Origin of the sequence: Halomonas sp. CKK8 (assembly GCF_029625235.1) — a bacterium.
GTDB lineage: Bacteria > Pseudomonadota > Gammaproteobacteria > Pseudomonadales > Halomonadaceae > Halomonas > Halomonas ventosae.
This window is the reverse complement of sequence record NZ_CP121193.1, coordinates 3,484,329-3,505,815: the sequence shown is the minus strand read 5'-3', so window position 1 is coordinate 3,505,815 and position 21,487 is coordinate 3,484,329. Positions and strand designations below refer to the sequence as shown.

Here is a 21,487-nt window from a genome sequence, read left to right as displayed (position 1 = left end):
AAGTTAAGTCCATTTAAGGTGGCATAATCGCTCTCGAGCTTTAAGCTACCTTTTGTAGGGTCAGTGCTTTTTTTAGCGAGGTTTTGGGATTTATTCTGCTTCGGTGGAGTTTCCATGGGCGGTTTAAGGCGTCGGGTGGTTGCAGTTTCTGAGGGTAAATTACACTTGCATCCTCAGGCTATGGGGCAGCCCGATATAATCGAAGATGTCACTGCGCGCTTTGCCCTGCGTGCGATAATATCGGTGATGCATATGCTCCCGATTGAGCGTGCCACAGAAGCTCTCTAAACAACGTGAACCACCATGTGGCGGTCCTGCCGAGGAGGCATCTTCCACCCCCGCTCCCAGCTTGCTGTACAGATCTAGGTATTTTCCGGGAATTTAATTTTGCTAATTTTTATATACTACATCAGTAATTCTAGATATAAAAGTGCAATTCAAGCTATCCGACCTCAGCTGGTTGCGGACCAGGGACATCGCCTCGTCACGCTAGTCGGTGGGCCGGCGAAGGCGAGATGATCGCCAGGTGCTGAGCGGCAGCTTCTGGGCTTTGTGGTCAGAGATCAGATGGCATGATTTTCCGGGCGCTATGTCCCTAGGAGTCCGGTGTATGCCCGACTCCGCCAGTGGCCAGACGATGGCCCCCTCGAGGCTGCCAAGGATCTGCTCCATCTCAAGCTGCATGAGAACGGGCTGATGGATCTGGATGCCTGTATGATCGATTTCATGTCGATCCCGGCCACGCGGGCTGCTTCAGAAGGCGGCAAGGAGGGTGTAGAAAGAACCCGTAGACCATGCGTTAGGTCGTAGCCGAAGCAACCTGACCACCAAGATTCGTTATATCCGGGTGCAGGAGCACCCGGGCGCGTCATGCTCATGTCGATGACAGGGGGCATGCGTGCTAGGTCGGCAGCGCCAATGTGTCGTTGCGGGGGCGGAGGCTCTGTCCGCCCGGGGAGGGTCACAGAAAGGTCACACGCTTGAAGCGAATGCGAGAAACAAAAAAACAGCGAGCTTGGACTCCCATAGCTCGCTGTTTTTTCTAGAATTTTGGTCGGAGTAGCAGGATTCGAACCTACGACCTCTGCCTCCCGAAGGCAGCGCTCTACCAAGCTGAGCTATACTCCGAATTTTCTTGCGTCGGGTCTGTGCTGACCGACGGAGCGCATTATACGCAAGCCCTGCCGGCATGCAAGCCCCCCGAGCGGCTTTGTACCGATCAGTTCTGCCGGTCGACGGCCAGGCGGGCGAGCTGGGCCATGCTATCGCGGAAGGGGCTATCGGGCAGGGCGTCGAGCTGTGCCAGGGCCCTGTCGGCCATATCCTCGGCGCGGGCCCGGGTGTAGTCCAGGGCGCCGGTGTCGCGCACGATGCCGAGCACCTCGTCCAGGTGGTCGAGGCCGCCCTTGCGGATGGCCTGGCGCACCAGGTCGCGCTGCGCGGGGGTGCCGGCGGCCATGGCCTGGATCAGCGGCAGGGTCGGCTTGCCCTCGGCCAGGTCGTCGCCCACGTTCTTGCCCATCGCATCGGCGTCGCCCTGGTAGTCGAGCAGGTCGTCGATCAGCTGGAAGGCCAGGCCGAGGTAGCGGCCGTAGTACTGCAGGGCCGCCTCCTGGTCGGGGGTGGCGTCGGCGAGGATGGCGCCGCTGTGGGAGGCCGCCTCGAAGAGCATGGCGGTCTTGCCCTGGATGGTCTCGAAGTAGGCGGCCTCGTCGGTGTCCGGGTTGCCCACGTTGGTGAGCTGCTGCACCTCGCCCTCGGCGATGGTGCAGGTGGCCCGCGAGAGCACGTCCATGATGCGCATGGAGCCCACCTCCACCATCATCTGGAAGGAGCGGGAGTAGAGGAAGTCGCCCACCAGCACCGAGGGGGCGTTGCCCCAGGCATCGTTGGCCGTGGCCTTGCCGCGGCGCATGTGGGACTCGTCGACCACGTCGTCATGCAGCAGCGTCGAGGTGTGCATGAACTCGACCAGGGTCGCCAGGGTGATGTGCCGGTCGCCCGCGTAGCCCAGCGAGCGCGCCGCCAGCAGCACCAGCAGCGGGCGCAGCCGCTTGCCGCCGCTCTCGATGATGTACTGGCCGATGGTCTCTACCAGCGGGATGCGCGAGGCGAGCTGGTCCATGATGGTGCGGTTCACGGCGAGGAAGTCATCGGCCACCGCGGCATGCAGGGGCGACGCGGGAGTGCTGGGGGGGGGCGTGGGCGGTGAGGCGTTCGCTGGCATGGAGGCGGTTTCGACGGGTAGGTGGGGCCGGGGCGACGTTTGCCCCTTCTGGCATCGGGTTGCCGGCCATGCTATGGGGCCCCCATGGGGGCGTCAAGCGGGGGCTGGCGGGCCCTCGGCCGGGGGCCCGCCTCGTCGCCGGGAGGGGTGTCCACGGGTTGTGCGGTCGTTTTCCCGCGGTTATAATCCGCGACCCACTCATCACGCTCCCTGTCAGATGGCTGCCAAAAGGGGCGCCACTCGCAGCAGGTCGATGAAGAGCCAACACCCGATGAGTCCTGGAGAGAAAAGCATGTACGCAGTTATCAAGAGCGGTGGCAAGCAGTACCGCGTTCAGGAAGGCCAGACTCTCAAGCTCGAGAAGCTGGAAGTGCCGACCGGCGACACCATCGAGTTCGACGAGGTCCTGCTGGTGGGCAACGACGAGGACGTCACGGTTGGCGCCCCGCTGGTCGACGGTGCCAAGGTGGCGGCCGAGGTCGTCTCCCATGGTCGTGGCGACAAGGTCACCATCATCAAGTTCCGTCGTCGCAAGCACCACATGAAGCGTCAGGGCCACCGCCAGTGGTTCACTGAAGTCAAGATCACCGGGATCTCCGCGTAAGCGGCTGTTCCCCTGAACGAGCGAGGTATTTGCAATGGCTCACAAGAAGGCAGCGGGTTCCACCCGTAACGGTCGCGACAGCGAATCCAAACGCCTCGGCGTCAAGCTGTTCGGCGGCCAGGTCGTCAACCCGGGCAACATCATCGTCCGCCAGCGTGGCACCAAGTTCCACGCCGGTACCGGCGTGGGTATCGGCAAGGACCACACGCTGTTCGCGCTGGACGAGGGCGTGGTCAAGTTCGAGACCAAGGGTCCGAAGAACCGCAAGTTCGTCAGTGTCGTCTCTGCCTGAGACCGCTGACGCTTGCAGCGAGAAGGCCCCGCCCAGGCGGGGCCTTCTTGTATCATGGCGGCATGGGCCGTCAGGAGAGTAAGAGATGCAGTTCGTCGACGAAGCCTCGATCATCGTGGAAGCCGGCAAGGGCGGCAATGGCTGCCTGAGCTTCCGGCGCGAGAAGTACGTGCCCAAGGGCGGCCCCGACGGCGGCGATGGGGGCCATGGCGGCACCGTCTACCTGATCGGGGACGATGCCCTCAACACCCTCATCGACTTCAAGTACCAGCGCTTCTACAAGGCGCAGAACGGCCAGCCCGGCATGGGCCGGCAGATGAGCGGGCGCGCCGGCGAGGATCTGCACGTCAAGGTGCCGGTGGGCACCACGGTGATCGACGAGGACACCCTCGAGGTGATCGCCGACGTGACCGAGATCGGCCAGGTGGTGCTGGTCGCCCAGGGCGGCCGCCGGGGGCTTGGCAACATCCACTTCAAGTCCTCCACCAACCGGGCACCGCGACGCACCACGCCGGGCACCGAGGGCGAGCGCCGCAACCTGCGCCTGGAGATGAAGGTGATGGCCGACGTCGGCCTGCTGGGCCTGCCCAATGCCGGCAAGTCGACGCTGATCCGCTCGGTCTCCGCGGCCAAGCCCAAGGTCGCCAACTACCCGTTCACCACCCTGGTGCCCAACCTCGGCGTGGTGAAGCTTGGCCAGCACGAGCACTTCGTGATGGCCGACGTGCCCGGCCTGATCGAGGGGGCCTCCGACGGCGCCGGCCTGGGGCTGCGCTTCCTCAAGCACCTGACCCGCACCCGGCTGCTGTTCCACGTGGTCGACGTGGCGCCCTTCGACGAGTCCGACCCGGTGGAGGCCGCCGAGGCGATCATCCACGAGCTGGGCGAGTTCTCGCCGGCGCTGGCAGAACTGCCGCGCTGGCTGGTGCTCAACAAGCTCGACCTGCTGCCGGCCGAGGAGCGCGAGGCGGTGGCCGACGAGATCGTCCGTCGTCTGGGCTGGGAGGGGCCGGTATTTCGCATCTCGGCGATTTCCAGCGACGGCACCGATGCCCTGGTGCAGGCAGCCTACCGCTGGCTCACCGAGCAGCGCCGCCTCGAGAACGAGGACGAGGAGGCCGCCGAGCGTGCCCGCGAGATGCGTGCGCGCATGGAGGACGAGGCGGTGGCCCGCACCGAGGCCCGCCTGGGCCGCAAGCGCAAGCGCGACGACGAGGATGACGACGATTTCGATGATGACGACTATGACGTCGAGGTCGAGTATGCGCCCTGAGGGGCGGTCGGTCCGCACGCTGGGAGCCCGTTGAGGGGTGAACCGAGGAAAGGATGGAAAGCAACGAGCAGGTAGTCGGCCGCGAGGCCCTGAAGCGTGCCCGCCGGGTGGTAGTGAAGATCGGCAGTGCGCTGCTCACCAACGATGGCCGCGGCCTCGACGAGGCGGCCATCGGCGGCTGGGTGGACCAGATCGCCGCGCTGCACCGCCGCGGCATCGAGGTGGTGCTGGTCTCCTCCGGCGCGGTGGCCGCCGGCATGGTGCGCCTGGGCTGGCAGGCCCGCCCCTCGGCGGTCCACGAGCTCCAGGCCGCGGCGGCGGTGGGCCAGAACGGCCTCACCGAGTGCTACGAGGGTCACTTCGCCCGCCATGGCCTGCTCACCGCCCAGATCCTGCTCACCCACGATGACCTCTCCAACCGCAAGCGGTACCTCAACGCCCGGTCGGCGCTGCGCACCTTGGTCGCGCTGCGGGTGGTGCCGGTGGTCAACGAGAACGACACCGTGGTCACCGACGAGATCCGTTTCGGCGACAACGACACCCTGGGGGCCCTGGTCGCTAACCTGCTGGAGGCCGACGCCCTGGTGATCCTGACCGACCAGGAGGGGCTGTTCGATGCCGACCCGCGCTCGAATCCCGGGGCACGGCTGATCGCCGAGGGGCGCGCCGACGACCCGAGCCTGGCCGCGGTTGCCGGCGGCGGCGGGGCGCTCGGCCGAGGCGGCATGACCACCAAGGTGCGGGCGGCACGGCTGGCGGCCCGCTCCGGCGCGGTCACGGTGATCGCCAGCGGTCGCCAGCCGGACGTGCTCGGTCGCCTGGCCGAGGGCGAGCGGCTGGGCACCCTGCTGCTGCCCGAGCAGGCGCCCATGGCGGCGCGCAAGCGCTGGCTGGCCGGGCAGCTGCAGGTGCGTGGCAGCCTGACCCTGGATGCCGGCGCGGTGAAGGTGCTCAAGGGCAGCGGCTCCAGCCTGCTGGCGGTGGGGGTGACCGCGGTCAGCGGCCAGTTCCGCCGCGGCGACATGGTGCTCTGCGTCGACGACCAGGGACAGCGCGTGGCCAAGGGGCTGGTCAACTACGGCGCCGACGAGGCCCGCCTGCTGGTCGGCAAGCCCAGCCACCAGATCGAGGCCATCCTCGGCTACATGGAGGCGCCGGAGCTGATTCACCGCGACAACCTGGTGGTGCTCTAGCACTCTCGCAGGAACTATGGCAAGCACGGGGATGGCATGATAGGATACGCCATCCTCTCAGACACGGCCCCTAAGCGACTGCGCTCGATGGCGCAGCCGGCAACATGGCCAGGCCGGCGGGGATTTTTTATTTCCCTGTTGGATCATACAGTTATCAAGTGTCGCCCACAGATGGCGACCACAACTTTCTCCAAGGAGACAGTCAGTGGCGAACAGCAAGCAAGCCCGCAAGCGTGCCCGTCAGGCGGAAGGTCGTCGTGTCCTGAAGGCGAGCCAGCGCAGCATGGTCCGTACCTACATCAAGCGCGTCATCAAGGCCATCAACGGCGGTGACCACGCCCAGGCCATGGACGCCTTCAAGCAGGCGCAGCCGGTCATCGACCGCATCGCCGACAAGGACGTGCTCTCCAAGAAGAAGGCCGCGCGCATGAAGAGCCGCCTGAACAGGCGCATCAAGGCTCTCGCGGCGTAAGCCAGCCGAGCGCCAGCAGAAAAACCGGCTGCGGCCGGTTTTTTTGTGTCCGCGATTCTTGCCGAGCGCCCGCCGCGGCGCCGAACGAGGAACAGACGGTGACGGATCACGAACAGCCCCCCGAGCCCCGGGGCGACGAACCCCAGACGCCTGACGGCGGCCCCCGCCCGCCGGCCGTCGACGACCACGACCGCGCGGTGGCGCCCAAGGCGGGCGGCCTGATGCGCTCCGGCCTGGTGGTCAGCGTGATGACCATGCTCTCGCGGGTGATGGGGCTGGCGCGCGACGTGGTGATCGCCACCCTGTTCGGCGCCGGCAACGGCGCGGACGCCTTCTTCGTCGCCTTCAAGATCCCCAACTTCCTGCGCCGCCTGTTCGCCGAGGGGGCCTTCAACCAGGCCTTCGTGCCGGTGCTCTCGGAATATGCCTCGCGCGGCAGCAAGCGCGAGGTGAAGGAGCTGCTCGATGCGGTGGCGGGCAGCCTCACGGCGGTGCTGGCGCTCATCACGGCGCTGGCCATGCTGGCATCGCCCTGGCTGGTGTGGGCCTTCGCGCCCGGTTTCGGCCGCGACCCGGAGAAGCTGGCGCTGACCGCCGACATGCTGCGGCTGACCTTCCCCTACCTGCTGCTGATCTCGCTCACCGCCTTCGCCGGCAGCACGCTCAACACCTGGAACCGCTTCGCCGTGCCGGCCTTCACCCCGGTGCTGCTCAACCTCTCGCTGATCGGCGCGGCGGTGCTGCTCACCCCGCTGTTCGAGGAGCCGGCCATGGCGCTGGCCTGGGGCGTGCTGATCGCCGGCGGCGCCCAGCTGGCCTTCCAGGTCCCCTTCCTGGCGCGGCTGGGGCTGCTGCCGCGGCCCTGGCCCGACTTCGCCCACAGCGGCGTGCGGCGCATCCTGCGGCTGATGGCGCCGGCGCTGTTCGGGGTCTCGGTCTCCCAGATCAACCTGCTGCTCGACACCGTGCTGGCCTCGCTGCTGGCGGCGGGCAGCGTCTCCTGGCTCTACTACTCGGACCGCCTGGTGGAGCTGCCGCTGGGGGTGTTCGGCATCGCCATCGGCACCGTGATCCTGCCGGCGCTCTCCAGGCGCCATGCCGAGCAGTCCGGCGAGCACTTCGCCGCCATGCTCGACTGGGCGATCCGCGCCGTGCTGCTGCTCGGCCTGCCCGCGGCGCTGGCCCTGGCGGTGCTCGCCGAGCCGCTGCTGATCTCCCTGTTCCACTACGGCGCCATGACCGAGCGCGACATCGCCATGGCGGCGATGAGCCTCAGAGCATATGCCTTTGGGCTAGTGGCCTTCATGCTGATCAAGGTGCTGGCGCCGGGCTTCTTCGCCCGCCAGGACACCGCCACGCCGGTGAAGGTCGGCATCATCGCCATGGTCGCCAACATGGTCTTCAACCTGATCCTGATCTGGCCGCTGGCCCACGCCGGCCTGGCGCTGGCCACGGCGCTCTCGGCCTTCCTCAACGCCGGCCTGCTGGGATGGCTGCTGAGAAAGCAGGGTGTGCTGGTCTTCCAGCCCGGCTGGGGGCGCTATGCGGTGCAGCTGCTCGGCGGCTGCACGGTGATGGGCGTGGGGCTGGCCTGGCTGGCCCCCGAGTGGCAGGCCTGGCTCGAGTGGAGCGTCTGGACCCGCGCTGGCTGGCTGGCGGTGCTGGTCTCGGCCGGGGTGGTGGTCTACTTCGCCTGGCTGGCGGCCTTCGGGGTGCGGCTTCGCCATTTCCGGATGAGGGGCTGAAGCATGCCAACCAAACGCCGCTCCGCGGCGGGTCGCGACGCAAGCGTTGCTCCCACAATTCATGTCATGGCCGGTGGCTAGGGGGCATGTGGGAGCGGTGCTTGCACCGCGAAAGGCGGAGAGCTCTGTCAGTGGGTATGAGCAGCCAGTCGCCGTGCAAGTTGAACCGTCGAACCGTCAGCTCCCACAAGAAGCAGCTGATCACCGGGCTCCACAAGAGACGGCGGGGAAAGACCAAGCCGCGCCGGCTGTCAAGGGCCCCCCGGTCCGTTATAATCGTGGACTTTATTTCCCAGCGTGATGACGCCCATGCGAGTGATTCGAGGACTGCACAACCTGCGCGACGAGGATCGCGGCTGCGTGGCCACCATCGGCAACTTCGATGGCGTGCACCGCGGCCATCGGGCGATCCTCGAGCAGTGCCGCGAGCAGGCCGCTCGACTCGGCCTGCCGGTCACGGTGGTGGTCTTCGAGCCACAGCCCCGTGAATTCTTCGCCGGCGACCAGGCGCCGCCGCGGCTGACCCGGCTGCGCGACAAGGTGGCGCTGCTCGGCGAGTGCGGGGTCGATCGCATCCTCTGCCTGCCGTTCAACGATGCCCTGCGCAGCCTGACCGCCCTGGAATTCATCGAGCAGGTGCTGGTGGGTGGCCTGGGCGTGCGCCACCTGGTGGTGGGCGACGACTTCCGCTTTGGCTGCGACCGCCGCGGCGACTTCCACCTGCTCACCGAGGTGGGCGAGACCCGCGGCTTCGGCGTCGAGCACACCCGCACCTTCACCGTCGACGACGAGCGGGTCTCCAGCACCCGGGTGCGCACCCTGCTGGCCAGCGGCAACTTCGCCGCCGCGGCGCGCCTGCTGGGTCGCCCCTATCGGCTGGGCGGCCGGGTGGTGCCCGACCGGCAGCTGGGCCGCACCATCGGCGTGCCCACCGCCAACCTGCCGCAGCCGGCCCGGTCGCTGGCCCTGCAGGGCGTCTATGCGGTGGTCACCGAGCTTCCCGACGGGCGCCGTCTGCCCGGCGTGGCCAACATCGGCTGGCGCCCCACGGTGGGAAGCGCTCGGCCGGTACTCGAGGTGCACCTCTTCGATTTCGACGGCGACCTCTACGGCCGGCGCCTGACGGTGTTCCCCTGCGCCAAGCTGCGCGGCGAGGTGAAGTTCGCCCATTTCGACGAGCTCAAGGCGCAGATCCGCGCCGACCAGGCGCGCGCCCGGGCCTATTTCTCGGAACACCCCGCGGGCGACGGCAGCGACGATTCTCTTCCTCTGGCATCGGCGCCGCTGGCGCGCGAGGCCGTGACTTCCGATTCCTCGGCGGGTTCGCCCGCCGACCACGACGACGGCTGACCCCCAGGATATGAGCGACTACAAGCACACTCTGAACCTGCCAGAAACCGACTTCCCCATGCGCGGCATGCTGCCCAAGCGCGAGCCCGCCCGGGTGGCGCAGTGGAAGGAGATGGACCTCTACCATCGCCTGCGCGAGGAGCGCCGGGGCAGGGAGCTGTTCGTCCTTCACGACGGCCCTCCCTACGCCAACGGCAGCATCCACATCGGTCACGCCGTCAACAAGATCCTCAAGGACATCATCGTCAAGTCGAAGAACCTGGCCGGCTTCGACGCCCCCTACGTGCCCGGCTGGGACTGCCATGGCCTGCCCATCGAGCACAAGGTGGAGACCACCCACGGCAAGCACCTCGAGCCGGCGCGTGCCCGCGAGCTGTGCCGCGAGTACGCCGCCGAGCAGATCCAGGGCCAGCTCACCGACTTCGTGCGCCTGGGCGTGATCGGCGACTGGGACAACCCCTATCGCTCCATGGACTACGCCAACGAGGCCGGCGAGATCCGTGCGCTGGCCGACATGGTCGAGGCGGGCTACGTGTTCAAGGGGCTCAAGCCGGTGAACTGGTGCTTCGACTGCGGCTCGGCGCTGGCCGAGGCCGAGGTGGAGTACCAGGACAAGAAGTCCGACGCCATCGACGTGGCCTTCCCGGTGGAGGATGCCGACAGGCTGGCCGCCGCCTTCGGCCTGAGTGAACTGCCCAGGCCTGCCGCCGTGGTGATCTGGACCACCACCCCCTGGACCATCCCCGCCAACCAGGCGCTCAACATGCACCCGGCGTTCACCTACGCCCTGGTGGACACCGGCGATCGTCTGCTGGTGCTGGCCGAGGAGCTGGTGGAATCCTGCCTGGAGCGCTTCGGCCTCACGGGCGAGGTGATTGCCACCGCCAAGGGCGAGGCCTTCGACGGCATTCGCTTCCGCCACCCCTTCTATGACCGCCTCTCGCCGGTCTACCTGGCCGACTACGTGGAGTCCGAGGTGGGCAGCACCGGCATCGTCCACTCGGCCCCGGCCTACGGCGTCGACGACTTCGTCACCTGCCGCGCCCACGGCATGACCTTCGACGAGATCGAGAGCCCGGTGCAGGGCAACGGCGTCTATGCTGACAGCCTGCCGTTTTTCGGCGGCCAGATGATCTGGAAGGCCAACCCGCAGATCGTCGCCAAGCTCGAGGAGGTGGGGGCGCTGCTGGCCCACAAGGTGATCACCCACAGCTACATGCACTGCTGGCGCCACAAGAGCCCGGTGATCTACCGCGCCACCGCCCAGTGGTTCGTGGGCATGGACGTGCAGGGCAAGGACGGCAGGACCCTGCGCGAGCGGGCGCTCGAGGGCATCGAGGCCACCACCTTCACCCCGGCCTGGGGCAAGGCGCGCCTGCACAGCATGATCGCCAACCGCCCCGACTGGTGCATCTCCCGCCAGCGCAACTGGGGGGTGCCGATCCCCTTCTTCCTGCACAAGGCCACCGGCGAGCTGCACCCGCGTACCGTGGCACTGATGGAAGAGGCCGCCAAGCGCGTGGAGCAGGAGGGCATCGATGCCTGGTTCCGCCTCGAGCCCGCCGAGCTGCTGGGTGAGGAGGCCGCCGACTACGACAAGGTCACCGACACCCTGGACGTCTGGTTCGACTCTGGCACCACCCATCGCCACGTGCTGCGCGGCTCGCACCCCCACGGCCACGAGCAGGGGCCGATCGCCGACCTCTACCTGGAGGGCTCCGACCAGCACCGCGGCTGGTTCCACTCCTCGCTGCTGACCGGCTGTGCCATCGATGGCCACCCACCGTACCGCGGGCTTCTGACCCATGGCTTCACCGTCGATGCCCAGGGCCGCAAGATGTCCAAGTCGGTGGGCAATGTGGTGGCGCCCCAGGAGGTGATGGACAAGCTCGGCGCCGACATCCTGCGCCTGTGGGCAGCCTCCACCGACTACTCCGGCGAGATGGCCGTCTCCGACGAGATCCTCAAGCGCACCGCCGACGTCTACCGCCGCATCCGCAACACCTCGCGCTTCCTGCTGGCCAACCTCAACGGCTTCGAGCCGGAGCGCGACGCGCTGCCGTTCGACCAGATGCTGGCCCTGGACCAGTGGGTGGTGGACCGCGCCGCCCAGCTGCAGGCGCGCATCGAGACCGCCTATGAGGAGTACCGCTTCCTCGACGTCTACCAGCAGGTGCACGGCTTCTGCGCCCGCGAGCTCGGTGGCTTCTACCTGGACGTGATCAAGGATCGCCAGTACACCACTCAGGCCGATTCCGTGGCGCGCCGCAGCGCCCAGACCGCGCTCTACCACGTGGTCGAGGCGCTGGTGCGCTGGGTGGCGCCGATCCTCTCGTTCACCGCCGAGGAGATCTTCGAGAACATCCCGGGCCAGCGCGGCGACAGCGTGCTGCTGGCCGAGTACTACACGGGCCTCGGGACCCTCGCCGATGACGCCGCCCTGGGTCGCGACTTCTGGGAGCAGGTGCTCGAGGTCAAGCAGGCGGTCAACAAGTGCCTGGAGGACGCCCGCAACGCCAAGGCGATCAAGGGCAGCCTCGCCGCCGAGGTCACCCTCTACGTGGACGACGCCCTGCAGGCCACGCTCGCCAAGCTGGGCGACGAGCTGCGCTTCGTGATGCTCACCAGCGCGGTGACGCTCAAGCCGCTCGGCGAGGCCGAGGGTGAAGGAGAGGACGCCGAGGCCACCGAGCTCGAGGGGCTCAAGGTGGCCGTGGTCGAGAGCCCCAACAACAAGTGCGAGCGCTGCTGGCACCACCGCGAGGACGTAGGCACCCACCCGGCACATCCGGACCTCTGCGGGCGCTGCATCAGCAACCTGCCGGACGGCCCCGGCGAGACGCGCCAGTATGCCTGACGGCCTGCAGGAGGAGATGGCGATGTCCGAGGGAAGCGAGGCGAGCATGAGCGACAAGACCGGCCGGCCCGAGGCCGCGCCCATGGAGCGCCCCCTGCGCTGGCTGTGGCTGGCGCTGGCGGTGATCGTGCTGGATCTCGGCACCAAGTATCTGGCCAGCGGTCTGCTCGACTACGCCCGGCCGGTGGAGGTGCTGCCGTTCTTCAACCTGACGCTGCTGCACAACACCGGCGCCGCCTTCAGCTTCCTGGCCGGCCATCCCGGCTGGCAGCGCTGGTTCTTCGCCACCATCGCGGTGGGGGCGAGCATCGGCCTGACGATCTGGATGCGCCGCCTCAGGCGCGACGAGACGCTGCTGGCGGTGTCGCTGGCGCTGATCATCGGCGGGGCGCTCGGCAACCTCTACGACCGGCTGGTGCACGGTTACGTGGTGGACTTCCTCTCCTTCCATGTGGCCGGCTGGTACTACCCGGCCTTCAACGTGGCGGACATCGGCATCACCCTGGGGGCCGTCGGCCTGATCTGGGAGTCGCTGTTCGCCGAGCGGCGCCGGGCCCGTCAGCGTGGTTGAGGAACCCGCTCGCCGCCCCTGTGGGAGCGCAATTTATTGCCGGTTCGACGCCTCGACGAAAGGCGCCCGATAAGGCCATCGAACCTTACCATCCTTACCGAGTCCGAGACTGTCATGAGCGACCAGAACAGCCCCCAATACCGCATCGACGAGGGCATGGAAGTGACCCTGCACTTCACCCTCAGCCTGGAGGACGGCACCGTGGTGGATTCCACCCGTGACAAGGCGCCGGCCACCTTCCAGGTGGGCGATGGCAACCTGCCGCCGGGCTTCGAGCACCCCCTCAAGGGGCTGGCTGTCGGTGATACCGGCAGCTTCGAGATCACCCCCGAGCACGCCTTCGGCCAGCACAATCCCCAGAACATCCAGATGCTCAAGCGCGACGACTTCGAGAGCGACGAGCCGGAGGTGGGCATGGTGATGTCCTTCGCCGATGCCGCCGGCGGCGAGCTGCCCGGGGTGATCAGGCACATCGAGGGCGAGCAGGTGGAAGTGGACTTCAACCACCCGCTGGCGGGGCGTACCCTGACCTTCGAGGTGGAAGTGCTCGACGTGAAGCCAGCCACCACCCACTAAGAAAACACTGACTTCCTGCTGCGCTCGATATCCTGGCCGCCGGCGGTGCCGAGGCGTCGGACCGTCGTCATCCTCATGTAGCAGGCTACACTCCGGTGACTGTGCTCCGGCGGCAACCAGCCTCTCTTCGCTCGCGACGGAACTCAGCGCTTTCCCGCTTTTCATAGGCAGATGCTCAAGCATCAAGGCAAGGCCCCCATGCAACCCGACACCATGCAAATCAAGCTGGCCAACCCCCGCGGCTTCTGCGCCGGCGTCGACCGCGCCATCGAGATCGTCAATGGCGCGCTGGACGCCTTTGGCCCGCCGATCTACGTGCGCCACGAGGTGGTCCATAACCGCTTCGTGGTCGACAGCCTGCGCGAGCGGGGGGCGGTGTTCGTCGAGGAGCTCCATGAGGTGCCCGACGACGTCATCGTGATCTTCTCGGCCCACGGGGTTTCTCGCGCCGTGCAGGAGGAGGCCGAGCGCCGGGGCCTCAAGGTGTTCGACGCCACCTGCCCGCTGGTCACCAAGGTGCACCTGGAGGTGCTGCGCTACGCCCGCCGCGGCCAGGAGTGCATCCTGATCGGCCACGAGGGGCATCCCGAGGTGGAGGGCACCATGGGGCGCTACGACACCTCCCATGGCGGGCAGATCTATCTGGTCGAGGACGAGGCGGACGTGGCCAACCTCGAGGTGAAGGATCCGAGCCAGCTCTCCTTCGTCACCCAGACCACCCTCTCCATGGATGACACCGCCAGGGTGATCGACGCCCTGCGCGCGAAGTTCCCCGAGATCCAGGGGCCGCGCAAGGACGACATCTGCTACGCCACCCAGAACCGCCAGGACGCCGTGCGCGAGCTGGCGGACGGCGCCGACCTGGTGCTGGTGGTGGGCAGCCCGAACAGCTCCAACTCCAATCGCCTGCGCGAGCTCTCCGAGCGGGTTGGCACCCCGGCCTACCTGGTCGACAGCGCCGAGCAGGTCGACCCGGCCTGGCTCGACGGCGTCAACGTCATCGGCGTCACCGCCGGCGCCAGCGCCCCCGAGGTGCTGGTCAAGGGCGTGATCGAGCGGCTGCAGGCCCTGGGTGCCCGCGCCCCCGAGGAGCTTGCCGGCCGAGAGGAGACCATCACCTTCTCCATGCCCCGCGAGCTGCGCGAGCGGGTGATCGCCAGCGAGTAACGCGCGCTTCGCCCCTCCAACGAGAACGCCGCCGTCAGAGTCCTGTCGGCGGCGTTCTCGTTGGAGGGGCGGTATCTTCTAGAACTGCCAGCCCAGGCTGACGGCGGCCCCCAGCTGGTACATGCTCAGCTCGATCTCCTGGCCCGGGCCCATGGGGTTCTCGCCGCGCACAGTCTCCTCCGGCGAGTAGAAGGCCATGCCGGAGAGGCTCAGGCCACTCGCAAGCGCCCGGGTGAAGCCGCCGGTGATATGCCACTCTTGCACGCCGGGGGCCAGGATGTTGAACAGCACCTCGCTCTCAGGAATCGGCTGCTCGCCGTAGCTCAGGCCGGCCCGCCAGGTCTGGCGCGCATTCTGCTGCCACTGCCAGCCGAGCTTCACCACCGTCATGTCGTCCCAGCCGAAGCCAGCGCCGTCGTCATCCCCCAGGCGCGTGGTGGGATCGAAGGGGTTGCCCACGCTTTCGATCGCGCTGTAGCGGATATGCTGCACGTCCAGCAGCAGCCAGTGGTCCTCGATGCCCGACCAGGCAAGGCCGGCATGGAACATCTGCGGGATGTCGAAGTCGCCCTGTTCGGCGAAGAGCCCGCGATAGTCGTCGAACTCCTCCATCTTCAGCACCTTGCGCCAGCTCAGCCCGCCGCGCAGCTCATCGGTGAGTTGCCCCTGCCAACCGATCTGGAAGCCGTAGCCCCAGGCATCGTCGGTACCGATGTCGGAGAGGGCGCCCGGGGCGGAGGACATCGGCGCGAAGTTGCCCAGCCCCTCGGCGGAGAAGCGCTGGTAGGCGATCACCGGCGAGATGCCGATGGCCTGCTGCTCGGCAAAGCGCCAGGTCCAGGTGGGAGCGATGAAGCCCTGCTCCAGGTTCACGCCGGCCTTGCCGGCCCCGAAGGTGCCGCCGTTGCTGCCATTGTACTCGGTGTTCATGCCGCCATTGGCGAACACCGAGAGGCCGACCGTCTGGGTCTCGGTGACCTGGCGGTTATAGCCGAGATGGGGGATCAGGAAAGCCTCGTTCTCGCTCTTCCTGGTGCCGGGCATCAGGTAGAAGGTCTGCGGGCTCGGGGGGCCGCCACCCTCGACGCTGTAATCCCGGTGCGGCGAGAAGAGCTCAGCGCCGCCATCCGCGCGGTCGCCGATGAAGGCCATGCCCGCCGGGTTGGTGGCCGCGGCGATGCTGTCCTGGGCCAGGGCGGTGCCGGCGCCGGCCATGCCCTGGTTGATGGTGCCGTAGCCGTGGGAGAAGTAACCGTTGGTCGCCAGTGCCTGGGCCGGGGTGAGGGCCGCCAGCACCAGCAGGGTGTGCTTGAGTCGCATCATGCTGCCTGTGAGTCAGGGGAGGGGGAGTTTTGCGCCTTCTACAGCATGGTGGTTATAATGAAAAGTAATCAGTTTTTATACTGATATGCCATGATCCCTTCCGCTATGGTGTCATGCTCCGGCTGGCGCATGGTAACAAGGGCTGGAAGCACAGCCTTGGTCGCGGGGCCATCTAAGGACCACAGGGCCCGCGAGGAGCACCACGTAAGCAGCCGCTCACCCGGGGAGCATGGCATTTTTGAGCCTGCACACTATCGGAACGCCACATTTTGATACATACTGATACAAATGCCTTGACTCCCGAGGAGACGCACGGCGTGAGCTTCACCGATTCCCGATCCAGGCCTCAGGGCCCTTCAGGCCGCACCCGGCGCAGCGCCGGTTTTACGCTGATCGAGCTGATGATTGCGGTCGCCATCATCGGCATTCTGGCGTCGATTGCGATTCCGAGTTATCAGGGATATGTGGAGCGAGCGCTGAGAGCAGATGCCCAAGCCGGTTTAATGGAAGCCTCACAAATATTAGAAAGATGCTATACCGCTAGTTACCAGTATGATGGTGGAAACTGCAGTAGCTTTTCTTCGGATGCTACAGTTGTTAGCTCTCCGGACGGAAACTATTCAATTAATATTGCTTCGATATCGAGTTCGACGTACGAGGTGAAAGCTATAGCTGATGATCGTGATGGCTGTTCAGATGGTACGATGAGCCTCGATCATGTAGGGAATAGACGCCCGGAATCATGCTGGTAACGCTATGAAGAAGTCATTCGGTTTCACATTGATCGAGCTTATTACCACTATTGCCGTGATCGCTATATTGGCGACCATCGCTGTGCCAGGATTTCAACGTATGATGGCCGCCAGTCGAGTAGCTGCCGACTACAATGAAATCTTGTCAGGCCTTAACTACGCCAGAAGTGAGGCAATCAAGCGACGCAAGGACGTCACCTTTGATGTGACTTCGACCTCCCCATGGGCTTATCAGGTCAAAGTAGACGGTATTACTGACCCGATACGTGTTCGTAGCGGCCGTGACAGCATTACAAACTTTAATGATGAGAGTTTTTTCGTAACGTTCAACTCGCTGGGAAAGAGAGATAGTTGTTATTTAGACTGCAGATTAACTTTATCTTCAAGCGCCAGTTATGCGCAAGATCGTAATTTTAATGTCAATATTGTGGGCCGAGTGAGCGGAGGCTCATCGTGAAGTGTAAAAAATTCGCAAAACAGCGCGGTTTTACTTTGATTGAGGTATTGGTTGCTCTGCTGGTGCTCTCCATCGGCCTGCTAGGCGTGGCGGCTATGCAACTTAAGGCACTGCAAGGTGCTCATGCCGCCTATCAGCGTTCCATCGCTTCATTGGCCGCGCAAGATGCGCAGGAAAGACTTTGGGCTGAAGTTGCTGCCATTCCCGGAGTTCCTCCCTGTCCAAGCAGTGCTCTTTCGAACGTAAAAAATGCGTGGCTTACGCACTGGTCAGATAGCGGTGCTAGGACAGTAATTTTGCCTGGCTTCACGAAAAGCACCATAGAGCAGGTCGGCACTAAGTGTGAGTTTACTATCACTGTGCATTGGGATGAGGAACGATTTTCAGGAGTGCCGTTTACCTATACGGTCAGGCTGCCGGAGACTACCCCATGAAGAGTAATGGGGGGTTCTCTCTCGTCGAGTTGATGGTCGCCATGGTGATTGGCTTGATCATCATTCTGGGTGCCGGTCAGTTATTTCTCACGGCTTTTCAGACCAACCGTCAGGTTGAAACGTTGAGTGAAAAGCAAGCTGCGGTGAATTTTGCTGTTGAAGTGTTGATGAGAGATATTCGGAGAGCCGACTGGTCTTCGGTGGCTCCTGAGTCAAGCGTCTCTTCTCCTGTCGATACTTTGACCCTTACAGTACCCAATCGAGGTGATACGGCAAGCTGCTCTACAGGCAGCGATGTAGATAAAGTCTACAGTGTTGGTTCGAAAACAGTTGATGGAGAGCCACACTATTATCTACAGCTCGATCAAGCTTGTTCCGGAGATGATCTGCCTGGAGCCCAAGAATTGGTAGGAGGTTTGTCACCGGACGGGTTCGAGGTAACACCTGAAGGTGATTATGGAATGTTAGTTACTTTGAAGCTTGTCTCCACCGATAGCAGTGGTGCTGCTGAAGGCCTGACATTCTTTGCTGTTAATCGCACGGCAGCAGTAACCAACTGAATTTTTTGTATCGCCGAAGCTGGCATGGCTTTCCGGAGTATGATCATGAAGCATCAAAAAGGGGCAGCGTTAATAGTGGTCCTCTCGCTACTGACCGTTTCATTGATGGTTGGCCTGTCAAGTATGCAGTCTTCACATATTGATGAGAGGTTGGCAGGGAATTATAGGGCTGCAAGCCAAGCGCAGATGAACTCTGAAAGTGCGGCATCAGAGCTGTTTAGCGAAATACTTGCCAAGAATAAGAGTGTTTGGGCTGGGTTCGACGAGTTGGATCAGGGGTTTGGCTGGGATGGCCTTGAAGGTTTGGCCAGTCTTTCATCAAATAGTGCACATTGCTCTAGCTTCTCTTTTTCTGAGGGAGAAGGGGTTGCTTGCTATGTAAGGGTGAGTTCCGCCAATGGGTTAGAGCTTGGGTCTGGTGATTACATCCTTGCCTTGGGTCGTGCTGGAGGGGGGGGGAGTGAGCCCGTAATTGTTTCTCTAGATGGTGGAGGCTTTAGTCTAAACTCTGCTTTGACTGTTTTGGGTGGTATTCAAGATATAGAAAGCAATCACTGGTACCCTAAGTCTGATAACGGATCAATTAATGCCGGGTTGGACTCATCTTCAAACTCTCTTTATTATGAAGGAACTGAGCACAGCTGCGGAGAAGCACCTAATTCTGAAGTTTGTTATGGTGATCTTGGAAATGATGCTTTTGTTGGAAGTGTTGAATATGGCGGCACTTATCGACAAGAGTCTCGTGACTTATTGTCTTCTCTTTATGGGGAAATTGATGGCCATTCTTCCTTGCTCACTGACGAAAACTTTGGATCTGATGCGCAGTGGATAGGAAGAGATGATTCTTGCGAGGATGCTGATATTTATCAAGTTGCTTTCTTGAGGAAATTTGAGGCAAAAAACAACTCAAGATTTTGTGGTGTGGTTATTGTTTGGGGTGGGGATGTGCAGCTGAAAAATGATAATGATAATTGGTTTGGCGTGAGTGGTAATGAGAATGTTTATGGGTCTGTCATAGTGGGGAATTTCCTCGAGGTTGGTGGAGAGCCAGATTTTAATTTTTCCAGTGAGGTTAAGATTGTGGTGAATGGAGGGGGGGTGGATGGCTCTATCTATTTTGACAGAACGTACGTTGCTGAAGCGCTGAAGCGGGTGGGTGTCTCCTCAGCAGAAGAGAGTTATCTTGGAGGAGTAGGTGGTGGAGTTCCCGATATTATTTCATGGCAGTAAGTGACTTTTTAGGGGCAGGCCTTTATTAACTCACTGGCGCCGAGGCGCGCCTGTCCTGATTGCTTATTACCGGGGCGGCCTCCGGCCGCGTTTCGCGATTTCGTGATTTCAAGTCGGGACGCCGAACCGATGCTCTTACTGGGCGTGCTGTACCAACGGCATCCCTTTCTTTTTGGCGCACATCGCCACGTCAAATTATAAACAATGAGGGACAGACCCTCATTTAAATAAACAATAAACAATGAGGGACAGACCCTCATTGACTTTATAATATCACTGGTGCCGAGGCGCGCCCGTCCTGATTGCCTATTGCCGGAGAGGCCTTCGGCCACGTTTCGCGATCTCAAGTCGGGACGCCGAACCGTCGCTCACACAGGGGACGAAACCACTAGTGGCAGGCCGTCGTTACCCTTTTATTCTTATTCTTCCAGCTCGGCCGTATCCAAATCTTCACTTCTCCGGCGGCTCGCCCAGTGGTCCCCAGGAGCCATCTTCCCGCCACCCCTTTTGGGAGCGCTTGCGCCGTTCCCGCACTTCCTTGATCGCCGCCTGGGTGTCCTGCAGCGGGTCTTCCAGGGCATTGACGGGCCGGAACACGACCTCACCCGGCGGTGCGCCGTCGCGGTTGATCTGCTGGCCAATGCGCGAGACATCTTCCGTACTGATCAGCGCCGGCGCTTCCGACATCGGATTCTTCTCGGTGACCAGGCGGCCGTCGTAGTCCCAGCAGCGCTGCGGCACCTGGGAAACGGCCCAGCTGCGCCCTTGCCACTCCGCTTCCCGGCCGCCCTCTACCAGCCTGAGACGATGAAGCGGCACCACGGCGGCAATGCGGCGGGTGTTGAGCACGATGCCCGTCTCGCCCATGCGCACCGCGCCTTCGTACTGCTCGAAATGAAGCGCCTCTCTTACCCGCTTGGGCTTCTCGGGCGATTCCAGTACCCCCTGGCCGCACAGGTGCAGGGTCTCGGGGTCGATCTGCTTGATGACCCAGGCCTTGAGCGGTGCCTTCTTGAAGGGGTTGCGAATCATGTGGGGGTTGGCAGCTTCCAGGTCGATGAGCGAGAGCATCATGGCGCGCTGCGTAGTGCACGAAGGCACTGCCCCTCAGCCTATGCTGCGGGACGGGGGCAGCTAACTCGCCGGCCGCGAACGTCCGTGCCCGAAAATGATAGGCCATGGCGCTACCCACGTCATTGGCGGACAGGACCAGCCCCCACGGCTGGCTATCCGGTTCGCGGCGTCTCTCGGTTGCGGCTGTCGTGTCGCTCAGCACTCTGGCCGGCCGGACTCGACGCGGACGCGACCGACATTGTTGACGATGACCCGAGCGCCGGTCTCCTGGCGCCCGCAGAGGCGGAAGGTGCCGTTGTGCCCGCCAGAGCGACCCAGCGCCTTGTAGCGCACCGGGCGATCGTCGTTGCGGTAGGTGAGGGCGGGCAGTTGGCTCTCGCCGAAGGTGCGCAACAGCGCGTCGCCCGGCTCTCCGCGCCCCGCGAAGATTGCCAGGGTGGCCCGCCAGGCATCTCCCCCGGCATTGTTGCTGATCTGGCACTGGGTCATGTCGAGGGTGGGGCAGAGGGTGACGGTGCTGCGGCGGGTAATGGCCGCGCTGCGTGTCTTGGCCAAGGCTGACTTGAGCCGCATCACCTCTGCTGCCACTTCATTCCTTGCTGTGAACTTCTGAAAGCCGGGAACACCGACGGTGGCGATGATGGCGAGCACGGCGATGGCGACGATCAGCTCGATCAGCGTCAGGCCCTGTTGACGAAAATGCTGGCATGACGAAAGAGGGGAGTTAACAGCAGGGCGCATGATGCCCTCCCGGCGGTGGCCTGTTTTTGGAGTCCTTTCTTCAGGCTAGCCGGGAGGCCATGCCGCGCTGTAGGCAATCAGCTACAGCAGCTGTGCGTCATCATGGCGGGAGGTCGGCGAGGTTGTCCTCGGTCGATGCGGCGGTAGGGGCAAGCAGTCGCGGGTCACGCCCCGCCCTCGAGGTGCTTCAGTCGTCCTTTTCTTGCTGGTTCTCGTCCTTCTGCGCTTCTTTCTTCTCTTCCTTCTGCTCTTCTTTTCGTTCTGCCAGGTACTTGTCGCGGTGATCGCCGGAGCAGAACCAGTCGCCGCGCTCGCGCAGGGCGTCCTCCTCGGGCAGGTGCACCTGGCACCAGCTGCAGCGCACCATGCGGTTGCCCTGGTCGCCCTCCTGCTGCGGGCCATCGCGGTCCAGTTTCCACTCGCGGTACATGCGGTAGAGCTTCAGGCCGGCGAAGAACAGCACGGCGAAGATGATCAGGCGAATCAGCAACAGGTTCATTCCTTGTGGAACTCCCAGGTGGGGGTGGCCGGCTTTGCCACTCGGCCGCCCTTGCGGGACAATGGCGGATATCCATCGATTCTCGAGAGA

General features: G+C 64.0%; 21 protein-coding genes and 1 tRNA gene. 16 read left to right on the top strand and 6 right to left on the bottom strand.

The features are described 5' to 3' along the window. Positions 1-1,051 precede the first annotated feature (1,051 nt). Together P8934_RS16530 and ispB are read right to left on the bottom strand one after the other, a co-directional pair. Positions 1,052-1,128 (bottom strand) — tRNA-Pro (locus P8934_RS16530). Between the two features lie 91 nt (positions 1,129-1,219). Further along, positions 1,220-2,227 carry an octaprenyl diphosphate synthase gene (gene ispB / locus P8934_RS16525; RefSeq protein ID WP_278031988.1) on the bottom strand — a complete coding sequence of 336 codons (1,008 nt, stop codon included), beginning with the start codon at positions 2,225-2,227 and terminating at the stop codon, positions 1,220-1,222. A 292-nt stretch (positions 2,228-2,519) separates the two neighbouring features. On the opposite strand from ispB, the gene rplU reads away from it, so the two are divergent. The 11 genes from rplU to ispH all read left to right on the top strand — a co-directional run bounded on the left by rplU (position 2,520) and on the right by ispH (position 14,327). Next, positions 2,520-2,831 (top strand): 50S ribosomal protein L21, encoded by a 312-nt coding sequence (rplU, locus tag P8934_RS16520; protein WP_040183063.1) that lies wholly within the window; start codon positions 2,520-2,522, stop codon positions 2,829-2,831. Positions 2,832-2,865: 34 nt separating this feature from the next. After that, entirely contained in the window at positions 2,866-3,123 is a 258-nt protein-coding gene (gene rpmA / locus P8934_RS16515; protein WP_040183062.1) for a 50S ribosomal protein L27, read from the top strand. Positions 3,124-3,208: 85 nt separating this feature from the next. Then, complete coding sequence (gene cgtA, locus P8934_RS16510) at positions 3,209-4,396, top strand: Obg family GTPase CgtA (RefSeq protein ID WP_278031987.1); 1,188 nt, start codon at positions 3,209-3,211, stop codon at positions 4,394-4,396. Between the two features lie 53 nt (positions 4,397-4,449). Then, entirely contained in the window at positions 4,450-5,589 is a 1,140-nt protein-coding gene (proB, locus tag P8934_RS16505) for a glutamate 5-kinase (protein ID WP_278031986.1), read from the top strand. Positions 5,590-5,794: 205 nt separating this feature from the next. After that, positions 5,795-6,061 carry a 30S ribosomal protein S20 gene (gene rpsT / locus P8934_RS16500; RefSeq protein WP_278031985.1) on the top strand — a complete coding sequence of 89 codons (267 nt, stop codon included), beginning with the start codon at positions 5,795-5,797 and terminating at the stop codon, positions 6,059-6,061. 221 nt (positions 6,062-6,282) lie between these two features. Next, positions 6,283-7,806 carry a murein biosynthesis integral membrane protein MurJ gene (gene murJ / locus P8934_RS16495; RefSeq protein ID WP_278034053.1) on the top strand — a complete coding sequence of 508 codons (1,524 nt, stop codon included), beginning with the start codon at positions 6,283-6,285 and terminating at the stop codon, positions 7,804-7,806. Positions 7,807-8,115: 309 nt separating this feature from the next. Continuing rightward, on the top strand, positions 8,116-9,156 hold the full coding sequence (gene ribF / locus P8934_RS16490; protein ID WP_278031984.1) for a bifunctional riboflavin kinase/FAD synthetase: 1,041 nt from the start codon (positions 8,116-8,118) through the stop codon (positions 9,154-9,156). A gap of 10 nt (positions 9,157-9,166) precedes the next feature. Next, positions 9,167-12,013: an isoleucine--tRNA ligase gene (gene ileS / locus P8934_RS16485; protein ID WP_278031983.1), complete on the top strand. Its 2,847-nt coding sequence runs from the start codon at positions 9,167-9,169 to the stop codon at positions 12,011-12,013. A 22-nt stretch (positions 12,014-12,035) separates the two neighbouring features. Continuing rightward, the gene (lspA, locus tag P8934_RS16480) at positions 12,036-12,584 is read left to right on the top strand and encodes a signal peptidase II (RefSeq protein WP_278031982.1); all 549 of its coding nucleotides are present in this window, start codon (positions 12,036-12,038) and stop codon (positions 12,582-12,584) included. A gap of 114 nt (positions 12,585-12,698) precedes the next feature. Next, positions 12,699-13,160, top strand: a complete 462-nt coding sequence (gene fkpB / locus P8934_RS16475; protein WP_278031981.1) for an FKBP-type peptidyl-prolyl cis-trans isomerase — start codon at positions 12,699-12,701, stop codon at positions 13,158-13,160. A gap of 198 nt (positions 13,161-13,358) precedes the next feature. Beyond that, the gene (ispH, locus tag P8934_RS16470; RefSeq protein WP_278031980.1) at positions 13,359-14,327 is read left to right on the top strand and encodes a 4-hydroxy-3-methylbut-2-enyl diphosphate reductase; all 969 of its coding nucleotides are present in this window, start codon (positions 13,359-13,361) and stop codon (positions 14,325-14,327) included. Between the two features lie 78 nt (positions 14,328-14,405). Here the strand turns inward: ispH and P8934_RS16465 are convergent, their stop codons facing one another. After that, on the bottom strand, positions 14,406-15,650 hold the full coding sequence (locus P8934_RS16465; protein ID WP_278031979.1) for an outer membrane protein transport protein: 1,245 nt from the start codon (positions 15,648-15,650) through the stop codon (positions 14,406-14,408). A gap of 317 nt (positions 15,651-15,967) precedes the next feature. On the opposite strand from P8934_RS16465, the gene P8934_RS16460 reads away from it, so the two are divergent. Genes P8934_RS16460 through P8934_RS16440 form a run of 5 tightly spaced genes read left to right on the top strand, consistent with a single transcriptional unit; the run spans position 15,968 to position 19,083 of the window. Continuing rightward, positions 15,968-16,402 (top strand): type IV pilin protein, encoded by a 435-nt coding sequence (locus P8934_RS16460; RefSeq protein WP_278031978.1) that lies wholly within the window; start codon positions 15,968-15,970, stop codon positions 16,400-16,402. Between the two features lie 4 nt (positions 16,403-16,406). After that, positions 16,407-16,859, top strand: a complete 453-nt coding sequence (locus P8934_RS16455; protein ID WP_278031977.1) for a GspH/FimT family pseudopilin — start codon at positions 16,407-16,409, stop codon at positions 16,857-16,859. Next, positions 16,856-17,293 (top strand): type IV pilus modification protein PilV, encoded by a 438-nt coding sequence (pilV, locus tag P8934_RS16450; RefSeq protein ID WP_278031976.1) that lies wholly within the window; start codon positions 16,856-16,858, stop codon positions 17,291-17,293. Before P8934_RS16455 ends, pilV begins: the two co-directional genes overlap by 4 nt. Further along, positions 17,290-17,853, top strand: a complete 564-nt coding sequence (locus P8934_RS16445) for a prepilin-type N-terminal cleavage/methylation domain-containing protein (protein ID WP_278031975.1) — start codon at positions 17,290-17,292, stop codon at positions 17,851-17,853. The genes pilV and P8934_RS16445 overlap by 4 nt, the downstream gene beginning before the upstream one ends. Positions 17,854-17,898: 45 nt before the next feature. After that, positions 17,899-19,083, top strand: a complete 1,185-nt coding sequence (locus P8934_RS16440) for a pilus assembly PilX N-terminal domain-containing protein (RefSeq protein ID WP_278031974.1) — start codon at positions 17,899-17,901, stop codon at positions 19,081-19,083. 450 nt (positions 19,084-19,533) lie between these two features. Here the strand turns inward: P8934_RS16440 and P8934_RS16435 are convergent, their stop codons facing one another. From P8934_RS16435 to P8934_RS16425, 3 genes are all read right to left on the bottom strand, one after another. Then, positions 19,534-20,157: a hypothetical protein gene (locus P8934_RS16435; protein WP_278031973.1), complete on the bottom strand. Its 624-nt coding sequence runs from the start codon at positions 20,155-20,157 to the stop codon at positions 19,534-19,536. 195 nt (positions 20,158-20,352) lie between these two features. After that, on the bottom strand, positions 20,353-20,898 hold the full coding sequence (locus P8934_RS16430; protein WP_278031972.1) for a GspH/FimT family pseudopilin: 546 nt from the start codon (positions 20,896-20,898) through the stop codon (positions 20,353-20,355). A gap of 187 nt (positions 20,899-21,085) precedes the next feature. Continuing rightward, on the bottom strand, positions 21,086-21,397 hold the full coding sequence (locus tag P8934_RS16425) for a PP0621 family protein (protein ID WP_278031971.1): 312 nt from the start codon (positions 21,395-21,397) through the stop codon (positions 21,086-21,088). Positions 21,398-21,487 lie beyond the last annotated feature (90 nt).